We start from the raw sequence: 20,305 nt of genomic DNA, 5'->3' as shown, positions 1-20,305 counted from the left end.
TTACTCATCACCCATAGCAGCAAGTAAATCAGCTTGATGTTCTTGCATCAAAGGCTCAACAACACAGCCTAAATCACCCGCAACGACTTCATTTAAGCGATAAAGTGTTAAGTTAATACGGTGATCGGTAATACGCCCCTGAGGATAATTGTACGTACGAATACGTTCTGAACGGTCACCACTACCGACGAGATTACGACGTTCAGAGGCTTCTGCTGCATGGCGTTTTTCATCTTCAGCTTGTTGTAGGCGTGCTGCAAGTACTGACATCGCTTTCGCGCGGTTTTTATGCTGCGAACGCTCATCTTGACACTCCACCACTACACCTGTTGGTATATGCGTGATACGTATCGCTGAGTCTGTTTTATTAACATGCTGACCACCGGCTCCCGATGCACGAAACGTATCAACCTTGATGTCTGCAGTGTTAATTTCAATCGCTTCAGCTTCGGGTACTTCAGCCATTACCGCCACGGTACATGCAGATGTATGAACACGCCCTTGAGACTCCGTTTCAGGTACGCGTTGAACACGATGCGCACCGGATTCGAATTTCAATTGTCCGTAAACACCTTCACCGCTAATGTTAGCAATCACTTCTTTGTAGCCGCCGTGTTCACCTTCATTAGTGCTCACAACCTCAACTTTCCATTTTTTAGTTTCAGCATAGCGTGTGTACATACGGAATAAGTCGCCAGCAAAAATCGCGGCTTCATCACCACCTGTACCTGCACGCACTTCAAGAAACACATTATTATTATCACGTGGATCTTTTGGCAACATTAACACTTGAATTTGGTCTTCAATGATTTGAATTTGTGCTTTTGCTTCTTTATATTCTTCTTGCGCCATTTCACGCATTTCTGGATCTGAATCTTTCAGCATTTCCTCAGCCGTAGCTACATCATCTTGTGATTGCTGATACGATAAAAATGCTTTTACGATTTCTTCAAGCTCTGAATATTCTTTTGAAAGAGCACGAAAGCGATTTTGGTCGCTGATAACAGATGGGTCACTCAGTAGTGCCTGAACTTCTTCATAACGCTCTACTAAAGTTTCTAATTTACGATAAACGGACTCTTTCATGTAACGGCTATTCCTGGTCTATACCTAACATTTTCTTCAATTGGCTTAACTGGTCAACTTCACCTTTTTTGGCCGCATCTTGGATTGCACGGGTAGGTGCGTGCATTAAGCGGTTGGTTAACTTGTTGGCCAGCTCTAAAATTACTTTTTCTGCGTCTTTTCCAGTCGACAATTGGCTTACAGCTTTATCAACCAGTTCAGACTTAATATCATGAACGTCTTGGCGGTAACTGCGAATCAAATCAACAGAATCCAATGAACGCATCCACATCACAAATTCAGCACTGCGATAACGGATAATACCTTGTGCTTCTTCGGCCGCCTGCTCACGTGATGCGATATTCTCGCTCACAATGGCTTGTAAGTCATCAACGGAATATAAATACGCAGCATCTAACTCACCTACTTGACTCTCGATGTCTCGAGGCACGGCAATATCAATAAATAACATAGGCTTGTTTCGACGTTGCTTAAGTGCCTGTTCAACCACACCCTTACCAATTATAGGCAAAGTACTGGCCGTCGAACTAATTACGATATCAGCTTGATATAAGCGCTCAGGTAACTGTGCTAACGCTATCACATTGGCCGATACCTCTTGTGCTAACGAACGAGCTCTTTCAATTGTTCGGTTGGCAACCGTAATTTGCTGAGGTTCATTTTGGTATAAGTGTTTAGCTACAAGCTCAATTGTCTCCCCTGCCCCTATTAATAAAACTTTTGTTTTGTCGAGTTTTCCGTAAATATGCTTCGCTAAGTTTACTGCGGCATAAGCAACAGATACCGCGCTGGCACCAATCTCAGTCTCAGTTCGCACTTGCTTAGCCACTGAAAACGTTTTTTGAAATAACCGATCGAATATTAAATTAACTGAGTTATGGTTTTTAGCACTATTATAGGCTTGCTTAATTTGCCCTAAAATTTGAGGTTCGCCTAAAACAAGCGAATCCAAACCACACGCAACGCGCATTAAATGGTTGATTGCTTGTTCATGTTGGTAGCAATACACATTTTTGCTCAGTTCATGTTCATCTAACCCATGGAAACTAGCAAGCCATTGCAAGAGTATTTGGGAATTTTGCTGGGCAAGGCTACAATAGATTTCAGTTCGGTTACAGGTTGAAACAATAACGGCTTCATTGAACTGATCATGATCACTCAATTGCTGTAAGGCTTCTGAAAGTTGCTCTGGTGAAAAAGCGACCTTTTCACGCAGTTCTACAGATGCGGTTTTATGATTAATACCCAGTGCTACTATGGTCATATGTGCCAAATATTGCTAAGCGATGCTCGAAAGGCAATAATTTTATCAAAAATCAGCGGAATATGGAAAGTAAGGAACGACATTTGATTCGACTATATTTGATTTTACTCACATTTTTTTTATTTTTAAGTGGTTGCGCGCATAGAATTGACCCTCAAACACGCCTATATGATAACTGGAAAGTAAAATTATCAACACAAGAGACATGGAAAGTAGAAGGTAAATTGGCCTTTATTAGCCCTGATGAACGCCAGTCTGCAAACTTAAACTGGCAACAACAAGGGGATTTAAATCAATTAGTACTCACTACATTTTTGGGGATTCGAATACTCGAATTAGCGCATGATGAACACAATGCAAAGCTCGAATTTGACAATGAAATGTACCAAGACGCTAGTGCATCGCGTTTACTGCAACAATTAACCGGCTTTACTATCCCGATAGAGGATGCCGATAATTGGTTAAAAGGGACGGTCACAAACGATACGCTGCGCGTTGATGAATTAGGTCGAGCGCAAATCGTCACGTGGCAATCAAAGAACGGTCAAAAATGGGAGATTACCTATGGCGACTATCAACAATACGCGGGGTATTGGCTACCAAAAAAGCTGACACTAAAACACAAAAAAATTAAACTTAAAATTCAACTTTACCGATGGCATTTTAATTAACATGACGTTAGATTCTCACGCACAATTTTCACTTATTGCGCCAGCTAAACTCAATTTATTTTTACACATAAATGGTCGTCGCGATGATGGCTATCATGAACTCGAAACTCTTTTTACTTTTTTAGATTACGGTGACAATTTAGCATTTACTCGTTTAAGCACATCCGACATTGAGCTAACAGGTGATACAAATAATATCCCTTTAACAGAAAATTTAATCTACAAAGCAGCTGTATTACTGCAAAAGCATACAAAAACAGCCTGGGGTGCGAAAATAAATTTAACAAAAATCTTGCCCATGGGCGGAGGAGTTGGTGGAGGTTCCTCTGATGCTGCAACAACACTTTTAGGGCTTAATAAGTTATGGAATTGCCAGCTCACTTTGCAAGAACTTGCCAAACTAGGTATTCAACTCGGTGCAGATGTACCCGTATTTATAAACGGTAAAAGTGCCCTAGCGCAAGGGATTGGTGAGAAGCTGGTCGATGTTGAGCTTGAGCAAAAGTGGTATTGTGTTGTTCACCCAAGTGAACATGTAAGTACCGCTAAGATTTTTACACATCCCGATTTAACACGAGATACACCCAAGCTCAAAAGTGATTGGCAACAGCACCTTTTACGCAACGATTGTGAGCCATTAGTTAAAAAGCTCTGTCCTGAGGTTGAAAAAACCCTCCAGTGGTTGCTAAAATACGCACCGTCTAAGATGACTGGCACAGGGTCATGTTGTTTTGTGGAATTTGCTACGCAAACAGAAGCACATCATGTTCTTGAAAATCTTCCGAGTGATTGGAATGGTTTTATTGCCCGAAGCGTTAATACCTCTCCTGCCCATATGCAGTTGAACGCAGTTCATTTAAGCAATCAAGTAACGTACAAGTAAAATACAATTTAAGTTAACAAATGGCGCTTTTGTCTCATTTGTTAGTCCCAAATTTCAGTGCCTGAGGAACCCTACCGTGCCTGACATGAAGCTCTTCGCTGGTAACGCAACACCTGAGTTAGCTCAAAAAGTTGCAAAACGTTTATATATTGAAGTTGGCGATGCTGTTGTTGGCCGTTTTAGCGACGGTGAGATCAGTGTTCAAATTAATGAAAATGTTCGTGGCTCGGATGTTTTTATTGTGCAATCAACCTGTGCCCCTACGAACGATAACTTAATGGAGTTAATCGTTATGGTTGATGCATTACGTCGTGCGTCTGCAGGTCGTATTACAGCCGTCATTCCTTATTTTGGTTACTCTCGTCAAGATCGTCGTGTACGTTCTGCGCGTGTGCCAATTACCGCAAAAGTTGTTGCTGACTTCCTATCAAGTGTAGGTGTTGACCGTGTTCTAACTGTTGATTTACACGCAGAGCAAATTCAAGGCTTCTTTGATGTGCCAGTTGATAACGTGTTTGGTAGCCCTGTTTTATTAGAAGATATGAAAGAACGTCAGTTTGATGACGTTGTTGTAGTATCGCCTGATATTGGTGGTGTCGTTCGTGCCCGTGCTATTGCAAAACTACTTAATGACACTGACCTTGCTATCATCGATAAACGTCGCCCTCAAGCAAACGTTTCTCAAGTAATGCACATTATCGGTGACGTTGAAGGCCGTGACTGTATTATTGTTGATGACATGATCGACACCGGCGGAACACTATGCAAAGCAGCTGAAGCATTAAAAGAACATGGTGCTAAACGTGTTTTTGCCTATGCAACACACCCTGTTTTATCTGGTGCAGCGGCAGAAAACATCCGAAACTCTGTCATTGACGAAGTGATCGTTACCGATTCAATTCCATTATCTGACGAATTAAAGTCGATTGAAAAAATCAAGGTACTTACACTTGCAGACATGCTCGCTGAAACGATTCGTCGTATTAGCAATGAAGAGTCTATCTCTGCGATGTTTGAACATTAATATCGATACTTTATTGTGATTGAAGCGCCTATTTGGCGCTTTTTTTTTACCCTGTGTTTCTTTTGTCAATAGGTGGTGGTATGATAGCGCGCCTTTTGGCTAGGGACCTTGGTCGCAAAGGCCCTACACTTTTAAATTATTGGAGACATTATGTCTGATACAACTTACACTTATAACGCTGAACTTCGCGTAGAAACTGGTACTGGTGCGAGCCGCCGCCTACGTCGCGAAGACAAAGTACCTGCTATCCTTTACGGTGCAGATAAAGAAGCAGTAGCACTTACTCTTGCTCATAAAGACATGATCAAGGCACAAGAAAGCGAAGGTTTTTACACTCACATTCTTACGCTTAACATTGGCGGCGAGTCAGTTGAAGCTATCTTAAAAGATATCCAACGTCACCCATTCAAGCCAAAGCTTACTCACCTTGATTTCCAACGTGTTGATGCTACTCATAAACTACACACGAAAGTACCTGTTCACTTCATCGGTGAAGACGTAGTGACTAAAGCGGGCAACACTGTTGTTCACCAATTAACTGAAATCGAAATCACGTGTCTTCCAAAAGCACTTCCTGAGTTCGTTGAAGTTAACGTTTCTGAATTAGTTGCTGGTGATTCAATCCATATCTCTGACGTTAAACTACCTGCAGGTGTTTCATCTGTAGATTTAGCGAAAGGCGAAGATCACGATCAGTCTATCGTAACTATCAAAGCTAACAAAGCTGCGCCAGTTGAAGACGAAGCAGCTGCTGAATAATTTCTAGGTTTGCACCTTGAATTCTATTCAAATGCTTGTGGGCCTGGCTAATCCAGGCCCCGAATACGCAAATACACGCCACAATGCAGGTGCTTGGTTCATTGAGCAACTCGCTGCACGCTATAACTGCACGTTAAAACACGACCCTAAGTATCATGGCCTTACTGGCAAAGTGATCATCCAAGGTCAAGAATTCAAATTACTGATCCCCACCACTTATATGAATCTAAGCGGTAAAGCGGTCGGTAGTCTAGCCAACTTTTTCAAAATTCCTGTTGAGAACATTTTAGTAGCTCACGATGAATTAGATCTCGATCCCGGCGTTGCCAAATTAAAAAAAGGTGGCGGACACGGTGGGCATAATGGATTAAAAGACATTATTGCAAAGATGGCAAATCAAAAAGACTTCATGCGTTTACGTATCGGTGTAGGTCATCCTGGACATCGTGAGATGGTGACTGGTTGGGTGCTTGGAAAAGCAGCTAAAGAAGACCAAGAAAAAATGGATGCTGCAGTTGATGAAGCAGTTCGCTGTATGGAAATACTTGCGAAAGACGGTGTGTTAAAAGCACAAAACAGACTACATTCGTTTAAACCCTAGTAACAACGTTATTAAATCGGTTTAACGAATCTAAATAAGGTATCTTACTATGGGTTTCAAATGCGGCATCGTCGGTTTACCAAATGTCGGTAAATCAACACTTTTCAATGCATTAACAAAAGCGGGTATTGAAGCCGCTAATTTTCCTTTTTGTACCATTGAGCCTAATACAGGTGTGGTACCTGTACCAGATCCTCGCCTAGACGAGCTCGCTAAAATTGTAAATCCACAACGTATTCTTACTACAAGTATGGAGTTTGTTGATATTGCCGGCCTTGTAAAAGGGGCATCAAAAGGTGAAGGTCTCGGTAACCAGTTCTTAGCTAACATTCGTGAAACGGATGCAATTGGTCATGTAGTTCGTTGTTTTGAAGACGAAAACGTAATTCACGTAGCGGGTACAATTGACCCTGCTGACGATATTGACGTAATCAACACCGAATTAGTGCTCGCTGACATGGATAGCGCTGAAAAAGCTATGTTCCGTAATGCTAAAAAAGCCAAAGGCGGTGACAAAGACGCAAAAGAGCAAAATGCAGCACTTGAAAAAGTAAAAGCACACCTTGATGAAGGCCTAACACTTCGCTCATTAGCATTAACTAAAGAAGAAAAAGCAGCCATTAGTTCTGTAAACTTCTTGACTATCAAACCAACAATGTACATCGCTAACGTAGCAGAAGATGGGTTTGAAAATAACCCACTACTTGACCGTGTGCGTGAGATTGCCGCTTCAGAAGATGCTGTTGTAGTACCTGTTTGCGCAGCCATTGAGTCTGAGCTTTCAGAGCTTGATGAAGAAGATAAGCTTGAGTTTATGGCTGATCTTGGTTTGGAAGAGCCTGGCCTTAATTTAGTAATCCGTGGTGGTTATGAATTACTTCACTTACAAACTTACTTTACTGCTGGTGTTAAAGAAGTACGTGCATGGACTATTCCTGTCGGTGCTACTGCACCACAAGCTGCAGGTAAGATCCACACAGACTTTGAGCGCGGCTTTATTCGAGCGCAAACTATTGCTTATAATGACTACATTGCCTGTAAAGGTGAAAATGGTGCAAAAGAAGCTGGTAAGATGCGCCAAGAAGGTAAAGAGTACATAGTTAAAGATGGCGATGTAATGAACTTCCTGTTCAACGTATAGCTCTTCTTATTGCCAAATGTGTTTTGGTCGTATTTTTAAAGGCTCGAATTTTCGAGCCTTTTTTATTTGTGTTCTATAATGAAGATGATGCACTTCAAAACAAATAACTAAAAGCAGTCAAAAAAACACCATTTTTATTAAAATTTAGCCGCTTAGCTTAATTTTCCTGCAAACAAACCCTGATAAGTGTTTTTTTGCAAAAAAGGTGTTGACGGATTTGGGTCATATCAGCATAATACGCCCCGCACTCAGCGATGAAGTGCTGACAAAAAAGATGGCTAAGTAGCTCAGCTGGTTAGAGCACATCACTCATAATGATGGGGTCACAGGTTCAAATCCCGTCTTAGCCACCATTCTTTTTTGTACTCAATGAAGAGTTTAAAATAACTACCTTGTGTGCGGGAGTGGCGGAATTGGTAGACGCGCTGGATTTAGGTTCCAGTATCTTAGGATGTGAGAGTTCAAGTCTCTCCTTCCGCACCATTATTCTTGATAAGAATTAAAATTATCAATTGTTTTTGTTGGGATATCGCCAAGCGGTAAGGCACCAGGTTTTGATCCTGGCATTCCCAGGTTCAAATCCTGGTATCCCAGCCAACAATGGCTAAGTAGCTCAGCTGGTTAGAGCACATCACTCATAATGATGGGGTCACAGGTTCAAATCCCGTCTTAGCCACCATTTCTTTCTTGAAGTGGCTCTGCAAGAGTTAAATTGCAACTCAATGAAGAGTTAAAAATAACTACCATGTCTTTGATTAACTCAAAGAGATAATGCGGGAGTGGCGGAATTGGTAGACGCGCTGGATTTAGGTTCCAGTATCTTAGGATGTGAGAGTTCAAGTCTCTCCTTCCGCACCATATTCTTTGATAAGAATTAAAACTATCAAAAGCTTCTTAGTTGGGATATCGCCAAGCGGTAAGGCACCAGGTTTTGATCCTGGCATTCCCAGGTTCAAATCCTGGTATCCCAGCCAACTTCTTCTACCAAAGAACGTTGCAATAAGAAAACTCTGTTAAGAGTTTAAATATAAGCTGTATGCGGGAGTGGCGGAATTGGTAGACGCGCTGGATTTAGGTTCCAGTATCTTAGGATGTGAGAGTTCAAGTCTCTCCTTCCGCACCATGTTCTTGATATGAACTAAAACCATCAACTCATTCTTAGTTGGGATATCGCCAAGCGGTAAGGCACCAGGTTTTGATCCTGGCATTCCCAGGTTCAAATCCTGGTATCCCAGCCAACTTCTTCTACCAAAGAATGTTGAATTAAGAACACTCTGTTAGGAGTTAAAATATAAACTTGTATGCGGGAGTGGCGGAATTGGTAGACGCGCTGGATTTAGGTTCCAGTAACTTAGGTTGTGAGAGTTCAAGTCTCTCCTTCCGCACCATGTTCTTAATTAGAACTAAAACTCATCCAAATTTAGCGTTGGGATATCGCCAAGCGGTAAGGCACCAGGTTTTGATCCTGGCATTCCCAGGTTCAAATCCTGGTATCCCAGCCAACTTATCAAAGTATTCTCAATCCTTAATAAAAATTAATTAATAATCATAGTCTCTTTTTATACCTATCCTTTTTAATATCTTTTATTCCTCTGTTTTAGTGTTTGTAAAAAACATTTTATACAAATTCGCTTAACTAAGAACTCTATTTTAGACACTAAAATCTTGTCGATTACAAGGCAAAAATATCGTCATTTAGTTGTTCTAAATAAGAAAATTTTAACGCTGTTAGCGTCAGGTTTAACACCTAAAGCTGATTTAGTATTATTGCGGGTTGGTATTAAACAATACATGAACCCCCCCACCACAAGCACATACCTACAACACACATAGGCGCATGTAACATTTTCTTTAAATAATAGCTAAAACCCTAAAACCTATTAAAGGTAAATATATTAACTAAATGTTAAATTAATGTTTACTTTTGTAAAATATCGCGTAATGTTTATATTGCTCAAATTAAGAGCTATTTAAATTTTAATAAGGAAAGTTATCATGAAAAAAATATATTTAGTTATGGCTTTGTTTGCGAGTGTATTTTCAGCAAATGTGTTTGCAAATTCAGTATCATGTTATGTCGATACCATGGCTTACGACAATTACTCTCAAAACAGATGTTTTGGCGGCGAAAGTAATCCTAATTTTTATCCAAAAGTAGTATTCAAAATTAATACTTCGAAAGCAGTTTCGAACGTAGAATGGGTTTTTGATGGTACTTATGACCGTTCGACTAACTGTGATGGCACGACATGTATTGTTGACGTCTATAAAGTCGAAAGCTCGATGACGGCATGCGTTGATAAAATTTACTATACTGATTTTACATGGGAAGATGTTAATTGGTGTGCAACCGCTGAATATATGTATTCACGCACAGGTATGTGGAACTAAATTTTATTGCGTTTACAAGTGCCGCTCAAATGGCACTTGTTATTTGTAAAGCACTATAAATATAGTGTTCGACAGAATAAATTAATCTAACGTTCCACTAATCGCGTATTTCAGTACCCTATTCTTTATGGGTCCAGTGTTATTCGCCATTTTTAAGAAACGATTGCGTGCCCATTGTAATGGTGTCACCTGATTAGAAAACCCAAAATAACACGCATCCATCATACTCATCATAAGTAAATTCGCTTTACGACGAGTTTTCTCATACTGCTTAAGGTGTTTTGCGGTGCCTATATCATCTGCGGCTGCTAAAATATTAGCCAGCGCTGCAACATCTTGAAAGCCTAAATTAACACCTTGGCCCGCTAAAGGATTGATAGTGTGAGCTGAATCACCTACTAAGACTAAACGCCCTACAGAATATTTATTGGCATGTTGGCGGGCTAAAGGAAATACAGCTCGATCAACAACCTCGAATTCACCACCCAGTGGTGCGAAGTTTTCGGTTACCTGTTGTTTTAACTCCTTGTTGTTTAATTTTTTTAAATCGCGCAACTTAGTCCCATCATCATACCAAATTAGGTTAGCGTAGGGTGCTTGCATAGGTAAAAATGCAACGGGTCCGCTTGGCTTAAACTGCTGCCAGGTTTTCACTTGTTGTGGTGCATCTAACTTAATTAATATGCCCATACATTGTTGCTGATACTGCCAACCAGTTACACCAATATCCGCTTTACTGCGCAATTGAGATTGACCACCATCGGCTGCAATCACTAAATCAGCACTGTAGCGCTTATCATCATATATTAACGTGATATTTTCTTCAGTTTGTTCTATTGCTGAAATCGGCGATTCAATCGTTAACACACGAATATTGAACTGTTCAAACTGTTGCCATAAACTAGCCTGAATAAGTTTATTCTCTATTAAGTGACCCAGATGGGAAGTATTAATATCTTTGCAGTCAAAAAGAAGGTGGTTACCTGATTGCTCAAAGGCCTCTAATTGTTGATATGGTGCCAAACGAGACGCGCGTAAAAGTGGCATAGCGCCAAGCTCATCAAGCAGCTTTTCTGAAAAACGATTTATTGCTGACACCCTTATGTCTACGCTATCGCTTTGAAGGACGTCCTTTGCATCAATCGGACGTTGCTCAATAACCGACACATCACAACCTTGCTTAGCTAATTTAATAGCCATTGCAGCACCAACCATACCACCACCAACAATGATAACTTTGTTTTTACGCATATTTTTAATCACAACAGAGGTCAATAATTATGGCATCGATTGTAGCGTATTTAGCTGAAAAAATGCGAGTTGCTTTGAAGCGCTAACCCACTAAATCTCAATTTGTTTGATTTCAAACCACAAAGATCAAATCTATACTTGGATCTGGGCGGGTATCCAGATAAAATACGCGTCCTTTAAGTTGGCGGGCATTTTAAACCTCCCGTTGCTTAATCCTGTTTCTAGCACACTTTTGTGCCACTACCGAATTGAAAACGAGGCTATATTTCAATGAGTAAAAAGCTGCATATTAAAACTTGGGGTTGTCAGATGAATGAGTACGACTCTCAGAAAATGGCGGATCTCCTCGATGCAACCAACGGCTATCAGTTAACTGAAGAAGCTGGCGAAGCAGATGTCATTCTACTCAATACGTGTTCAATTCGTGAAAAAGCACAAGAAAAAGTATTCCATCAGCTAGGCCGTTGGAAGCTATTAAAAGATGACAAACCTGACCTAATTATAGGTGTAGGTGGTTGTGTTGCTTCTCAAGAAGGTGACTCAATCCGCCAACGTGCGCCATTTGTTGATGTTATTTTTGGTCCACAAACGTTACACCGTTTGCCTGAGATGATTAAACAAGTACAAGGAAATAAAGGCAGCTCAGTAGTTGATATTTCATTTCCTGAGATTGAAAAGTTTGACCGCTTACCAGAGCCAAAAGCTGAAGGCCCAAGCGCATTTGTCTCAATTATGGAAGGTTGTTCTAAATACTGTACCTTCTGCGTTGTGCCTTACACTCGTGGTGAAGAAGTCAGCCGTCCACTTGATGATGTTCTACTTGAAGTGGCGCAACTTGCAGAGCAAGGTGTACGTGAAGTCAATCTTCTTGGCCAAAACGTAAATGCTTACCGTGGTGAAACATACGACGGTGAAATCTGTTATTTCTCAGATTTAATTCGGTATGTTGCTGCAATTGATGGTATCGACCGTATTCGCTATACCACCTCGCACCCGGTTGAATTTACGCCAGATATTATTGATGCTTATGCCGATGTACCTGAGCTTGTTGATCACTTACATCTGCCTGTACAAAGTGGCTCTGACCGTATTCTTAATTTAATGAAACGCGGTCATACTGCCCTTGAATACAAGTCAACAATTCGTAAGTTACGTAAAATTCGTCCTAATTTAAGTATGTCATCCGATTTTATCATTGGTTTCCCAGGCGAAAGTAACACAGACTTTGAAGCAACGATGAACCTGATCAACGACATTGGTTTTGATATGAGCTTCAGCTTTATCTACAGCGCTCGTCCTGGTACGCCTGCAGCAGACTTACCTGATGATGTGTCTGAGCAAGAGAAAAAAGAGCGCCTATACTTATTGCAAAACCGTATTACTCAAATGGCACAGCAAATCAGTCGTCAGATGTTTGATACTGAACAACGTATATTAGTTGAAGGTCCATCAAAGAAGAACCCGATGGAACTACGTGGCCGTACTGAAAACAACCGTGTAGTTAACTTTGTTGGTCCACGCGATGTGATCGGACAGTTTGTTGACGTACGTATTACTGAAGCACTGCCTAACTCGTTACGTGGTGACTTAATTCGTACAGAAGCAGAAATGAATTTACGAAAAGACATTGCCCCTGCTGATATTTTGAATAAAGCAGCTCAGCCTGAACCTGAAGCGACAGCCAATGAAATTGGTGTGGCAACATTCGTTCCTTAGGCAATAATGATCGTGCCAGCAATTGCTGGCACACCACAACAGGAAGCCATTTTGAGTAATCAATTAAAAAAATTAGAGATTTATTTAGAACCCTCCGACAACAAGCGCCTTTCTTCTTTGTGTGGCCCGTTTGATGAAAACATCAAACAAATTGAACGCCGTTTGGGCGTAGAAATTACTCATCGCGATAACTACTTTAAAATTACCGGTAAAACAACCAGTGCTTTTGCTGCAATGGAGATAGTCAAAGATCTATACGTTGAAACACAACCTGTTCGCGGCGTAGTTAAAGACATTGAACCTAATGCCGTGCACTTGGCAATTACTGAATCCACCGCCCTTGAACAAGACGAACTCAGCGAGTACGGCAAAGAAGTTGTTATTAAGACTCGCCGTGGTGTTATTAAACCGCGTAATGACAATCAAGGCCATTACGTATCAAATATTTTTCGTCATGATATTACCTTTGGTATTGGGCCGGCAGGTACGGGTAAAACATACCTTGCTGTCGCCGCAGCAGTTGATGCGTTAGAACGCCAAGAAATACGCCGTATTTTATTAACCCGCCCTGCTGTCGAAGCTGGTGAAAGGCTAGGCTTTTTACCGGGTGATTTAAGCCAAAAAATCGACCCATACTTACGACCGTTATACGATGCGTTGTTTGAAATGTTGGGTTTTGAAAAGGTTGAAAAGCTACTTGAGCAAAATGTCATTGAAGTAGCACCACTTGCTTTTATGCGTGGCCGTACCCTAAACGACGCCTTTATTATTCTAGATGAAAGCCAAAATACGACTGTAGAACAAATGAAAATGTTCTTAACGCGTATCGGCTTTAATTCTAAGGCAGTCATAACGGGTGATATCACGCAAGTTGATTTACCACGCGGTGCTCGTTCTGGCCTTAGACACGCAATTAATGTGCTCAGTGATGTTGAAGAAGTCAGCTTCAACTTCTTCCAATCGCACGATGTTGTTCGCCATCCCGTGGTTGCACGTATTGTAGAAGCTTACGAGCGTAATGACGAAGCTGACCGTATCAAACGCGCTGAAAAGCAACGAGCAAAAGACTTGCTAGCAAATGCTGAGCAAACAGCCACCGATAATAATGAGTAAAGCTTTGACAACAGAACTTGATTTACAAATTGCCTGCGAATTTGACAACTTACCATGCCTTGAACAATTTGCTGTTTGGGCTAATAAAGTATTAAGTCAGTACCGTGATGAATCTGAGCTCACCATCGTCATTGCTGATGAAGAACAAAGCCAGCAACTAAATAATGATTACCGTGGCAAGAACAAACCCACAAACGTGTTATCGTTTGAGTTTGAAGCACCACCGGGGATTGAACTCCCACTTGTAGGTGATTTAATCATTTGTCCGGCGATTGTGTTAGCAGAGGCAATTGAGCAAGAAAAGACATTTCACGACCATTTTGCCCATATGGTTATCCATGGATGCTTGCATTTACTTGGATTTGACCATATAAAGGAAGAAGATGCGAATGAGATGGAAAGCATAGAAAAGCAGTTACTTGCCGATCTAGGTATAGCAGACCCATATCGGGACGATATTTAAACAAACGGAGCAGATAGACGCAATGAGCGACGATAACTCGCAGACTAGCCAGGGTTCTTCTAGCAAGAACTGGTTGGGTAAAATTACCCAAATGTTGCAAGGGGAACCCCAGAATAGAGAAGAGCTGGTTGAAGTAATTGCCGATGCGCAAGAACGGGATGTCATTGATCCTGAAACCAAAGATATGATTGAAGGTGTGCTGGGTGTGTCTGAGCTTAAAGTGCGTGACATCATGATCCCACGCTCACAGATGATTACACTTGAGGTTGATGCAAAGCTAGAAGAATTAATTCCAATGATGGTTGACTCTACGCACTCACGATTCCCTGTTGTGTGTGAAGACAAGGACCATGTTGAAGGTATTTTGTTAGCGAAAGACTTACTGCCGTTGATACTAAACAAAGACGATCAACTACCGTCTTTACGTGATTACTTACGCCCAGCCGTTGTTGTGCCTGAAAGTAAGCGTGTAGATACGTTACTTAATGAGTTTCGTCAACAGCGCTATCACATGGCGATTGTTATTGATGAATATGGCGGCGTCTCAGGCTTAGTCACTATCGAAGATATCTTAGAGATTATCGTAGGCGAAATTGAAGATGAGCATGACGAAGAAGAAGAACTGCAAGATATTCGTCAACTTGCTAAACATGTTTATGTCGTCCAGGCGCTAACACCTGTTGATGATTTTAACGACAAGTTTAAAACCGGCTACAGCACACAAGATGCAGATACTATCGGCGGCACTGTATTACATGCGTTTGGCCATATGCCAAGCCGTGGAGAAACCATCGAAATTGATGGCCTACAATTTAAAGTAACCAATGCAGATAGCCGTCGCTTATTGCAACTTCAGGTTACAATTCCTAAGGCTGATGACAGCAACAGTGAAGATAATACTGACTAACTGCCTGAATTTAGCAAAAGATAAAAAAGCATGGCTCGCACTGGTTGCGGGCCTCTTTTTAACTTTTGGCTATGCCCCATTCGGGATTTGGCCCCTGGCCTTTGTTTGCCTTATAGTGGCAATTTACACCTCACATAACCAACAATACGGTAAAGCCCCCAGTAAGCAAGCCGCTAAATATGGTTTTCTTTTTGGTTTAGGGTGGTTTGGTGCAGGTATTAGTTGGGTGCATGTTTCTATCGCCACATTCGGTGGCATGCCGCTAGTAGCCTCAGTACTACTTATGGTGCTGTTATGTGCCTATCTAGCCATTTACCCTGCCCTTGCCTTTATGTTTGCCACACGCTTTGCTAGCGGCGCACATAGCTATGGGTTATTACTTATTAGCAGTTTTGCTGTTACAGAGTATTTACGTGGCGTTGTGTTAACTGGCTTTCCTTGGCTAAGCTTTGGTTACACACAAACTAATAGCCCGTTAAATTATTTAGCGCCCACGGTGGGCGAGTTTGGCTTAACATTAATCTGTGTTGCCATTGCATTTTCGTTTTATCAATTACTGTTTAATCGCAATATAAAAAGTGCTTTTGCAACAACAGGTTTAATTGCGCTCTTTTCATTAGCTAGCAATTTAAGTCAAAGCCCTCACTATAACGACAAAACCATCAGTACACTACTCGTTCAAGGTAATATTAAGCAACATTTACGGTTTGAGCCCAGTGAGTTTTGGACCACCATGAGTAAGTACCAAGACATGACACGCCCGTACTGGGATGTCGATTTAGTCGTATGGCCCGAAGCTGCCGTGCCTGAAATAGAAGCCCTTGCCGACCGTTTTTTAGTCGGTCTTGATAGCGCAGCCTCATTCAATAAAACCGCGCTTATTACGGGTATTGTCGACTATCAGCTTGATACCAAAACTATCTTCAATACCCTTATCGTGCTGGGTAATAAAGAGCGTGACGATGAACACGGCCATTATCAATACCTAGGTACAAACCGCTACCAAAAACACCAATTACTCCCCATTGGTGAATTTGTACCATTTGAAGATATTTTGCGCCCAATCGCTCCCTTGTTTGATTTACCTATGTCCTCATTCTCCCGGGGTGATGAAGTTCAAAATAATTTACGTGCCAACGGCTTAAATATTCTCCCTGCTATTTGCTTCGAAATTGCTTTTGCTAACCTTGTACGTGGCAACTACCGCAGCGATTCAGATATTTTGTTCACGGTTAGTAATGATGCTTGGTTTGGCGATTCTCATGGGCCCCACCAGCACATGCAAATGGCCCGCATGCGCGCCCTTGAATTACAGCGCCCGCTTATTCGCGTAACAAATAACGGCATCAGCGGTGTGTATGATCCTATTAGTCAAACTCAAATCAGCATGCCACAGTTTAAAGCCAACGTATTAAAAGCCGATGTTAAACTCATTCAAGGAGATAGCATCTATAGTCAATATGGTAATTGGCCAGTGTGGGCAGTTGTGATGTTGATGGGGCTTTTGGGAATAATTATAGGTTCTAGGCGCTAGGTAAAAGGGACGAGGTAAATGTTTGCCATAAATGACAACCTACAGTTTATGGCCTGTAGGTTGTGCTTTAGCGCAAAAACCACATAGCAGCGGTGCTATTAAATTTACGCGCTTTTGAAATTATTCACTGACCGCCTCTTCTATTGTTTGTATATTTACAGGTTGATTCAAACTCCCTTTAATAACAACTGTTGCTGATATTTTATCTTGGATGGCTTGACGATTTGGGTCCCAATAAACTTGTAAAAAACCTAATAAACCGGTTGCAAATCCTGCGCCGTAACCCCCGTAGCGGCCAAAATAATCAAGTAAACCTAGCGGCTCTCCATTTAAGGCCACTACACGGATATGACAAACCTTTTTACCCGGCGTTTGACCTCTCCAAAGAAGAGAAAATAAGGTGAAATAAATTGCAGCCCAGCCAAACCCTAGGCCTAAATCCTCTATAATACCTGCCCCCCATTTCAATAAGCTATGGGATGTTGCCGGCGTTGACTGAGCGTAACTTTCTGTAGATCCAGCGGCCTTTTCTTGCTCATCATATGATTGCAATTGTTCTTCTACCATTAACTGCAATAGGCTTTTTACTACATTAACATGTTCACCGACATTGAATTCATTTAGTTCGCTGAGCTCTTTAAGCTTGGGAACGCGCGAGATTAAATTGCTTAATTCCTTTGCCTGACATCCTTGAACACACACTTCATTATCTGACGTGAGTTGTAAGTAAGTATTCACAATATCAAGTTCTTCAGGGCTTAATGTAATAGCTTGCTGAACAGATGTACTATCAATCACTGCATCCCCATCAAAATAATCTATAGTCACAGATAATAAAAACAGGGCACTAAAAAATAGCAAGGCTGCAGCGGTCAGTTTTAATACTCGACGCCAAAAAGAGGACATTTTAGGTAAGTACTTTTGGGCAGTCCCTTTATAAAACGCCATAGCAGCTACAAAAGCAATTAACGCGGCACTGAGTTTTGCCGCAAGAAAGATTAACATCACATCGATTAGCATCGCGAACGCCCGTCTCGTTGGTGACGCCAATGGTAAACCTAATAATGCTTGATCAATTTTGAATGCATAAGGCGTTATAACCTCCTTGGTTTCTTCTTTTGTTAAAGCTAACGCTTCCATTTCTTTTACTTTCATAAACGCCTTATCCCTTTAAGTCGTGATTTACTGTTTTACAACTAAACCATTAATAAAAGGTTATCAATGTATGGTTTATTTTCTTCATCAATAATTTGAATTATTTCTTTGTGTAAGCGTTTTTTATGCTCAGCAAAAATAGTTCGTTTTTTATCAAATGTAGCAGCAAATTCCATTACATCTTTAAGCAAAGCATCTTTATCCTTTGAAGCCTTTTCAATGACGTGATCCCTTGCCAGCTCGGCACCCGCAACGCGACGGCCCGATAACTTCATTTCGTTGAAACGGTAATATGGTATCGCTTTTTTTACAAATGCGATCATACCCGGTAAAAACGGAATTGATAAATCAACTTCCGGGAAACAAAAGAACCCGCGATCTGCGCGCATAAATCTAAAATCGCACGCGCAGGATAATATCGCTCCATTACCAAACGCATGGCCATTAATCGCTGCAATCACAGGCATTGGGAATAGTAATAAGGTTTTAAAAACCTCGTCCATATCGTACATAAAACTGCGTATTTCACCCGCTTTACTCGCTTTCATAGCCGGCATCAACCAGTCTGTATCAATCCCCAAGCTCCAGCTTTTTTCATCACTTGAGGTAATGACTAATGCTTTATGATCATCGTTTGCAACAACCTCTGAAAGGGTGTGCTTTAATTGTTTAGCGAACGATGGGTTATGACGATTTTCGCCATTTGTCAATGTAATGACCGCAACGCTGCCTTGAGTGTTTAATGTCATCAAACTCATAAAAGTGCCTTAGTAATTATTGTTTTTATTGGATTATCCCTTCACGTTTTCAAAGGGCTATGTCTTATCATGCCATGAATAATGTTCGAGTTACTAGCCTTGCACACACTTTAAACTCGTGAATAATTTGTCATGTGTTCGAATATCTATAACAATGCTCGCTGAATCATTTGATAAAAGGTGTGAGTAGGTATGAGCAAAACAGCAATCGTCATTGGTGCAACAGGCTTAGTTGGACTTCACTTGGTGGATCAGTTAATAAATGCAGCGCATATCAAGAAAGTCGTCACGTTAACACGCCGTCCTGTAACCTATCACAGCGATAAAGTGATTAATCATGTTGTTGACTTTGATAATCTATCTCAATATTCGACGCTGTTTGAAGCAGATATATTATTTTCATCTTTGGGCACAACTAAAAAAACGGCTGGCTCAATTGAGGCGCAGCGACAAGTGGATTTTGACTACCAACTTAGTGTCGCTCAGCTTGCTGCAAAAATGGGTGTAAAACATTACTTACTGGTGTCTTCCAGTGGAGCAAATGTACAAAGTAATAGCGCTTACTTAAAGATGAAAGGCGAACTTGAGCAAGCAATTGAAGCCCTTTCATTTAAACAGATTAGCATCATACAACCTTCTCTTTTGCTCGGTAAACGCAACAATGACTTTCGCCTTGCAGAAAAAATTGGCAGTGCCTTGTTACCACTGCTATGTGTGATTCCAGGGCTAAGAAAATACCGACCTATTACAGGGCAACAAGTTGCAATCAAATTATCTCAAATCAGTCAGCAATCAAGTAAAGGGGTTAATTACTTCACATTAGATGCGCTGTTTGAGCACTAGCTAGCAAGCCGTTCCAAAAACAGACTGTGCACCCTAGGTGATGAATAAGCTTCGCGGGAAATACGCTAACAATTTGAACCATTTTGCCTATGTTACGTATAGCTTTAGTAAATATCATACTCGCTAGGATTTAGCATGAAAACTCATCTGGTACCTCTACTTGCTGCGGGATTACTTTTACCATCAACCGAAGTCATTGCCGTTCCGAGTTGGTATATTGTTAATGATTCCGTAATGGGCGGACTTTCAACCAGTCAAATTTACGAAAAAAATGACAATTTAATTTTCGCGGGCACTGTGTCGCTTGAGAATAATGGCGGATTTGCATCGGTGCGCGCTATCATCAATACAGAAAATGAACCTTCTAAACAGATTGCATTGCGCGTAAAAGGTGATGGCAAAACCTATCAACTACGTTTAAGAACAAATCAATATATGGATGGCCCTGCTTACACGGTGTCGTTTGATACGCAAGAAGACCAATGGCAAGTTTTTACATTCACACCCAGTGATTTTATTTTGACCTTTCGTGGGCGAACACTTGAACAACAGCCAACGATTAATTTTCAAAAAATCAGTCAATTAGGCTTCATGATTGCGAAAAAACAACAAGGTGAGTTTAAACTTGAAATAAATCAGATAGCTTTTAAGGGGTAACCCCACTTTAGCAGCAAAACTTAAGTCATAAATCAGGGGCTGATGATACTCAGCCACTTAATCATAGTCTCTATATGTGTGCTGTATT

At 41.1% G+C, this 20,305-nt stretch carries 19 protein-coding genes and 10 tRNA genes; 24 read left to right on the top strand and 5 right to left on the bottom strand.

Features of this window, described 5'->3' with window-relative positions; translation table 11 throughout:
• On the bottom strand, positions 1–1,086 hold the full coding sequence (prfA, locus tag ATS75_RS11480) for a peptide chain release factor 1 (RefSeq protein ID WP_058560584.1): 1,086 nt from the start codon (positions 1,084–1,086) through the stop codon (positions 1–3).
• A gap of 7 nt (positions 1,087–1,093) precedes the next feature.
• The gene (gene hemA, locus ATS75_RS11475) at positions 1,094–2,350 is read right to left on the bottom strand and encodes a glutamyl-tRNA reductase (protein ID WP_058560583.1); all 1,257 of its coding nucleotides are present in this window, start codon (positions 2,348–2,350) and stop codon (positions 1,094–1,096) included.
• Between the two features lie 83 nt (positions 2,351–2,433).
• Between hemA and lolB the strand changes: the two genes are divergently transcribed.
• The 17 genes from lolB to ATS75_RS11390 all read left to right on the top strand — a co-directional run bounded on the left by lolB (position 2,434) and on the right by ATS75_RS11390 (position 9,820).
• Positions 2,434–3,021, top strand: coding sequence for a lipoprotein insertase outer membrane protein LolB (lolB, locus tag ATS75_RS11470; protein ID WP_082665468.1), 588 nt, complete (start codon positions 2,434–2,436; stop codon positions 3,019–3,021).
• Position 3,022: 1 nt separating this feature from the next.
• Positions 3,023–3,904, top strand: a complete 882-nt coding sequence (gene ispE, locus ATS75_RS11465; protein ID WP_058560581.1) for a 4-(cytidine 5'-diphospho)-2-C-methyl-D-erythritol kinase — start codon at positions 3,023–3,025, stop codon at positions 3,902–3,904.
• 76 nt (positions 3,905–3,980) lie between these two features.
• Positions 3,981–4,928, top strand: coding sequence for a ribose-phosphate pyrophosphokinase (locus ATS75_RS11460; protein ID WP_058560580.1), 948 nt, complete (start codon positions 3,981–3,983; stop codon positions 4,926–4,928).
• Between the two features lie 150 nt (positions 4,929–5,078).
• The gene (locus ATS75_RS11455) at positions 5,079–5,687 is read left to right on the top strand and encodes a 50S ribosomal protein L25/general stress protein Ctc (RefSeq protein WP_058560579.1); all 609 of its coding nucleotides are present in this window, start codon (positions 5,079–5,081) and stop codon (positions 5,685–5,687) included.
• A gap of 16 nt (positions 5,688–5,703) precedes the next feature.
• A complete protein-coding gene (gene pth, locus ATS75_RS11450) occupies positions 5,704–6,288 on the top strand; it encodes an aminoacyl-tRNA hydrolase (RefSeq protein ID WP_058547453.1) in 585 nt (194 codons plus the stop codon).
• Positions 6,289–6,337: 49 nt separating this feature from the next.
• Positions 6,338–7,429 (top strand): redox-regulated ATPase YchF, encoded by a 1,092-nt coding sequence (gene ychF / locus ATS75_RS11445; protein ID WP_058560578.1) that lies wholly within the window; start codon positions 6,338–6,340, stop codon positions 7,427–7,429.
• Between the two features lie 276 nt (positions 7,430–7,705).
• Positions 7,706–7,782, top strand: a tRNA-Met gene (locus ATS75_RS11440).
• A 45-nt stretch (positions 7,783–7,827) separates the two neighbouring features.
• Positions 7,828–7,912 (top strand) — tRNA-Leu (locus ATS75_RS11435).
• Positions 7,913–7,951: 39 nt separating this feature from the next.
• Positions 7,952–8,026, top strand: a tRNA-Gln gene (locus ATS75_RS11430).
• A gap of 5 nt (positions 8,027–8,031) precedes the next feature.
• Positions 8,032–8,108, top strand: a tRNA-Met gene (locus ATS75_RS11425).
• A 94-nt stretch (positions 8,109–8,202) separates the two neighbouring features.
• Positions 8,203–8,287, top strand: a tRNA-Leu gene (locus tag ATS75_RS11420).
• A 41-nt stretch (positions 8,288–8,328) separates the two neighbouring features.
• Positions 8,329–8,403, top strand: a tRNA-Gln gene (locus tag ATS75_RS11415).
• Positions 8,404–8,467: 64 nt separating this feature from the next.
• Positions 8,468–8,552 (top strand) — tRNA-Leu (locus tag ATS75_RS11410).
• A gap of 40 nt (positions 8,553–8,592) precedes the next feature.
• Positions 8,593–8,667: transfer RNA gene (locus tag ATS75_RS11405), tRNA-Gln, on the top strand.
• 65 nt (positions 8,668–8,732) lie between these two features.
• Positions 8,733–8,817 (top strand) — tRNA-Leu (locus tag ATS75_RS11400).
• A gap of 39 nt (positions 8,818–8,856) precedes the next feature.
• A tRNA-Gln gene (locus ATS75_RS11395) sits at positions 8,857–8,931 on the top strand.
• Between the two features lie 493 nt (positions 8,932–9,424).
• Complete coding sequence (locus ATS75_RS11390) at positions 9,425–9,820, top strand: hypothetical protein (RefSeq protein WP_058560577.1); 396 nt, start codon at positions 9,425–9,427, stop codon at positions 9,818–9,820.
• 81 nt (positions 9,821–9,901) lie between these two features.
• On the opposite strand, the gene ATS75_RS11385 is transcribed toward ATS75_RS11390, so the two are convergent.
• Positions 9,902–11,071 (bottom strand): FAD-dependent oxidoreductase, encoded by a 1,170-nt coding sequence (locus ATS75_RS11385; protein WP_201020963.1) that lies wholly within the window; start codon positions 11,069–11,071, stop codon positions 9,902–9,904.
• Positions 11,072–11,341: 270 nt separating this feature from the next.
• Between ATS75_RS11385 and miaB the strand changes: the two genes are divergently transcribed.
• Genes miaB through lnt form a run of 5 tightly spaced genes read left to right on the top strand, consistent with a single transcriptional unit; the run spans position 11,342 to position 16,804 of the window.
• Positions 11,342–12,787, top strand: coding sequence for a tRNA (N6-isopentenyl adenosine(37)-C2)-methylthiotransferase MiaB (gene miaB, locus ATS75_RS11380; RefSeq protein ID WP_058560576.1), 1,446 nt, complete (start codon positions 11,342–11,344; stop codon positions 12,785–12,787).
• A 51-nt stretch (positions 12,788–12,838) separates the two neighbouring features.
• A complete protein-coding gene (locus ATS75_RS11375) occupies positions 12,839–13,900 on the top strand; it encodes a PhoH family protein (protein WP_058560754.1) in 1,062 nt (353 codons plus the stop codon).
• A gap of 4 nt (positions 13,901–13,904) precedes the next feature.
• The gene (gene ybeY, locus ATS75_RS11370; protein ID WP_058560753.1) at positions 13,905–14,363 is read left to right on the top strand and encodes an rRNA maturation RNase YbeY; all 459 of its coding nucleotides are present in this window, start codon (positions 13,905–13,907) and stop codon (positions 14,361–14,363) included.
• A 22-nt stretch (positions 14,364–14,385) separates the two neighbouring features.
• The gene (gene corC, locus ATS75_RS11365; protein WP_058560575.1) at positions 14,386–15,270 is read left to right on the top strand and encodes a CNNM family magnesium/cobalt transport protein CorC; all 885 of its coding nucleotides are present in this window, start codon (positions 14,386–14,388) and stop codon (positions 15,268–15,270) included.
• Positions 15,239–16,804, top strand: coding sequence for an apolipoprotein N-acyltransferase (gene lnt, locus ATS75_RS11360; protein WP_058560574.1), 1,566 nt, complete (start codon positions 15,239–15,241; stop codon positions 16,802–16,804). Before corC ends, lnt begins: the two co-directional genes overlap by 32 nt.
• A 120-nt stretch (positions 16,805–16,924) precedes the next feature.
• On the opposite strand, the gene ATS75_RS11355 is transcribed toward lnt, so the two are convergent.
• Positions 16,925–17,959 (bottom strand): RDD family protein, encoded by a 1,035-nt coding sequence (locus tag ATS75_RS11355; protein WP_058560573.1) that lies wholly within the window; start codon positions 17,957–17,959, stop codon positions 16,925–16,927.
• Between the two features lie 41 nt (positions 17,960–18,000).
• Positions 18,001–18,717: an enoyl-CoA hydratase/isomerase family protein gene (locus ATS75_RS11350; RefSeq protein WP_058560572.1), complete on the bottom strand. Its 717-nt coding sequence runs from the start codon at positions 18,715–18,717 to the stop codon at positions 18,001–18,003.
• A 192-nt stretch (positions 18,718–18,909) separates the two neighbouring features.
• Here ATS75_RS11350 and ATS75_RS11345 point away from each other — a divergent pair, with 192 nt between their 5' ends.
• Together ATS75_RS11345 and ATS75_RS11340 are read left to right on the top strand one after the other, a co-directional pair.
• Positions 18,910–19,560 carry an NAD(P)H-binding protein gene (locus ATS75_RS11345; RefSeq protein WP_058560571.1) on the top strand — a complete coding sequence of 217 codons (651 nt, stop codon included), beginning with the start codon at positions 18,910–18,912 and terminating at the stop codon, positions 19,558–19,560.
• Between the two features lie 135 nt (positions 19,561–19,695).
• A complete protein-coding gene (locus ATS75_RS11340) occupies positions 19,696–20,217 on the top strand; it encodes a CIA30 family protein (protein WP_058560570.1) in 522 nt (173 codons plus the stop codon).
• The last annotated feature ends 88 nt before the right edge of the window (positions 20,218–20,305 follow it).

The sequence above is a fragment of the Pseudoalteromonas sp. H105 genome, assembly GCF_001469215.1.
Lineage (GTDB): Bacteria > Pseudomonadota > Gammaproteobacteria > Enterobacterales > Alteromonadaceae > Pseudoalteromonas.
The sequence above is the reverse complement of the archived record's forward strand: the minus strand, read 5'-3'. Positions and strand labels throughout refer to the sequence as shown.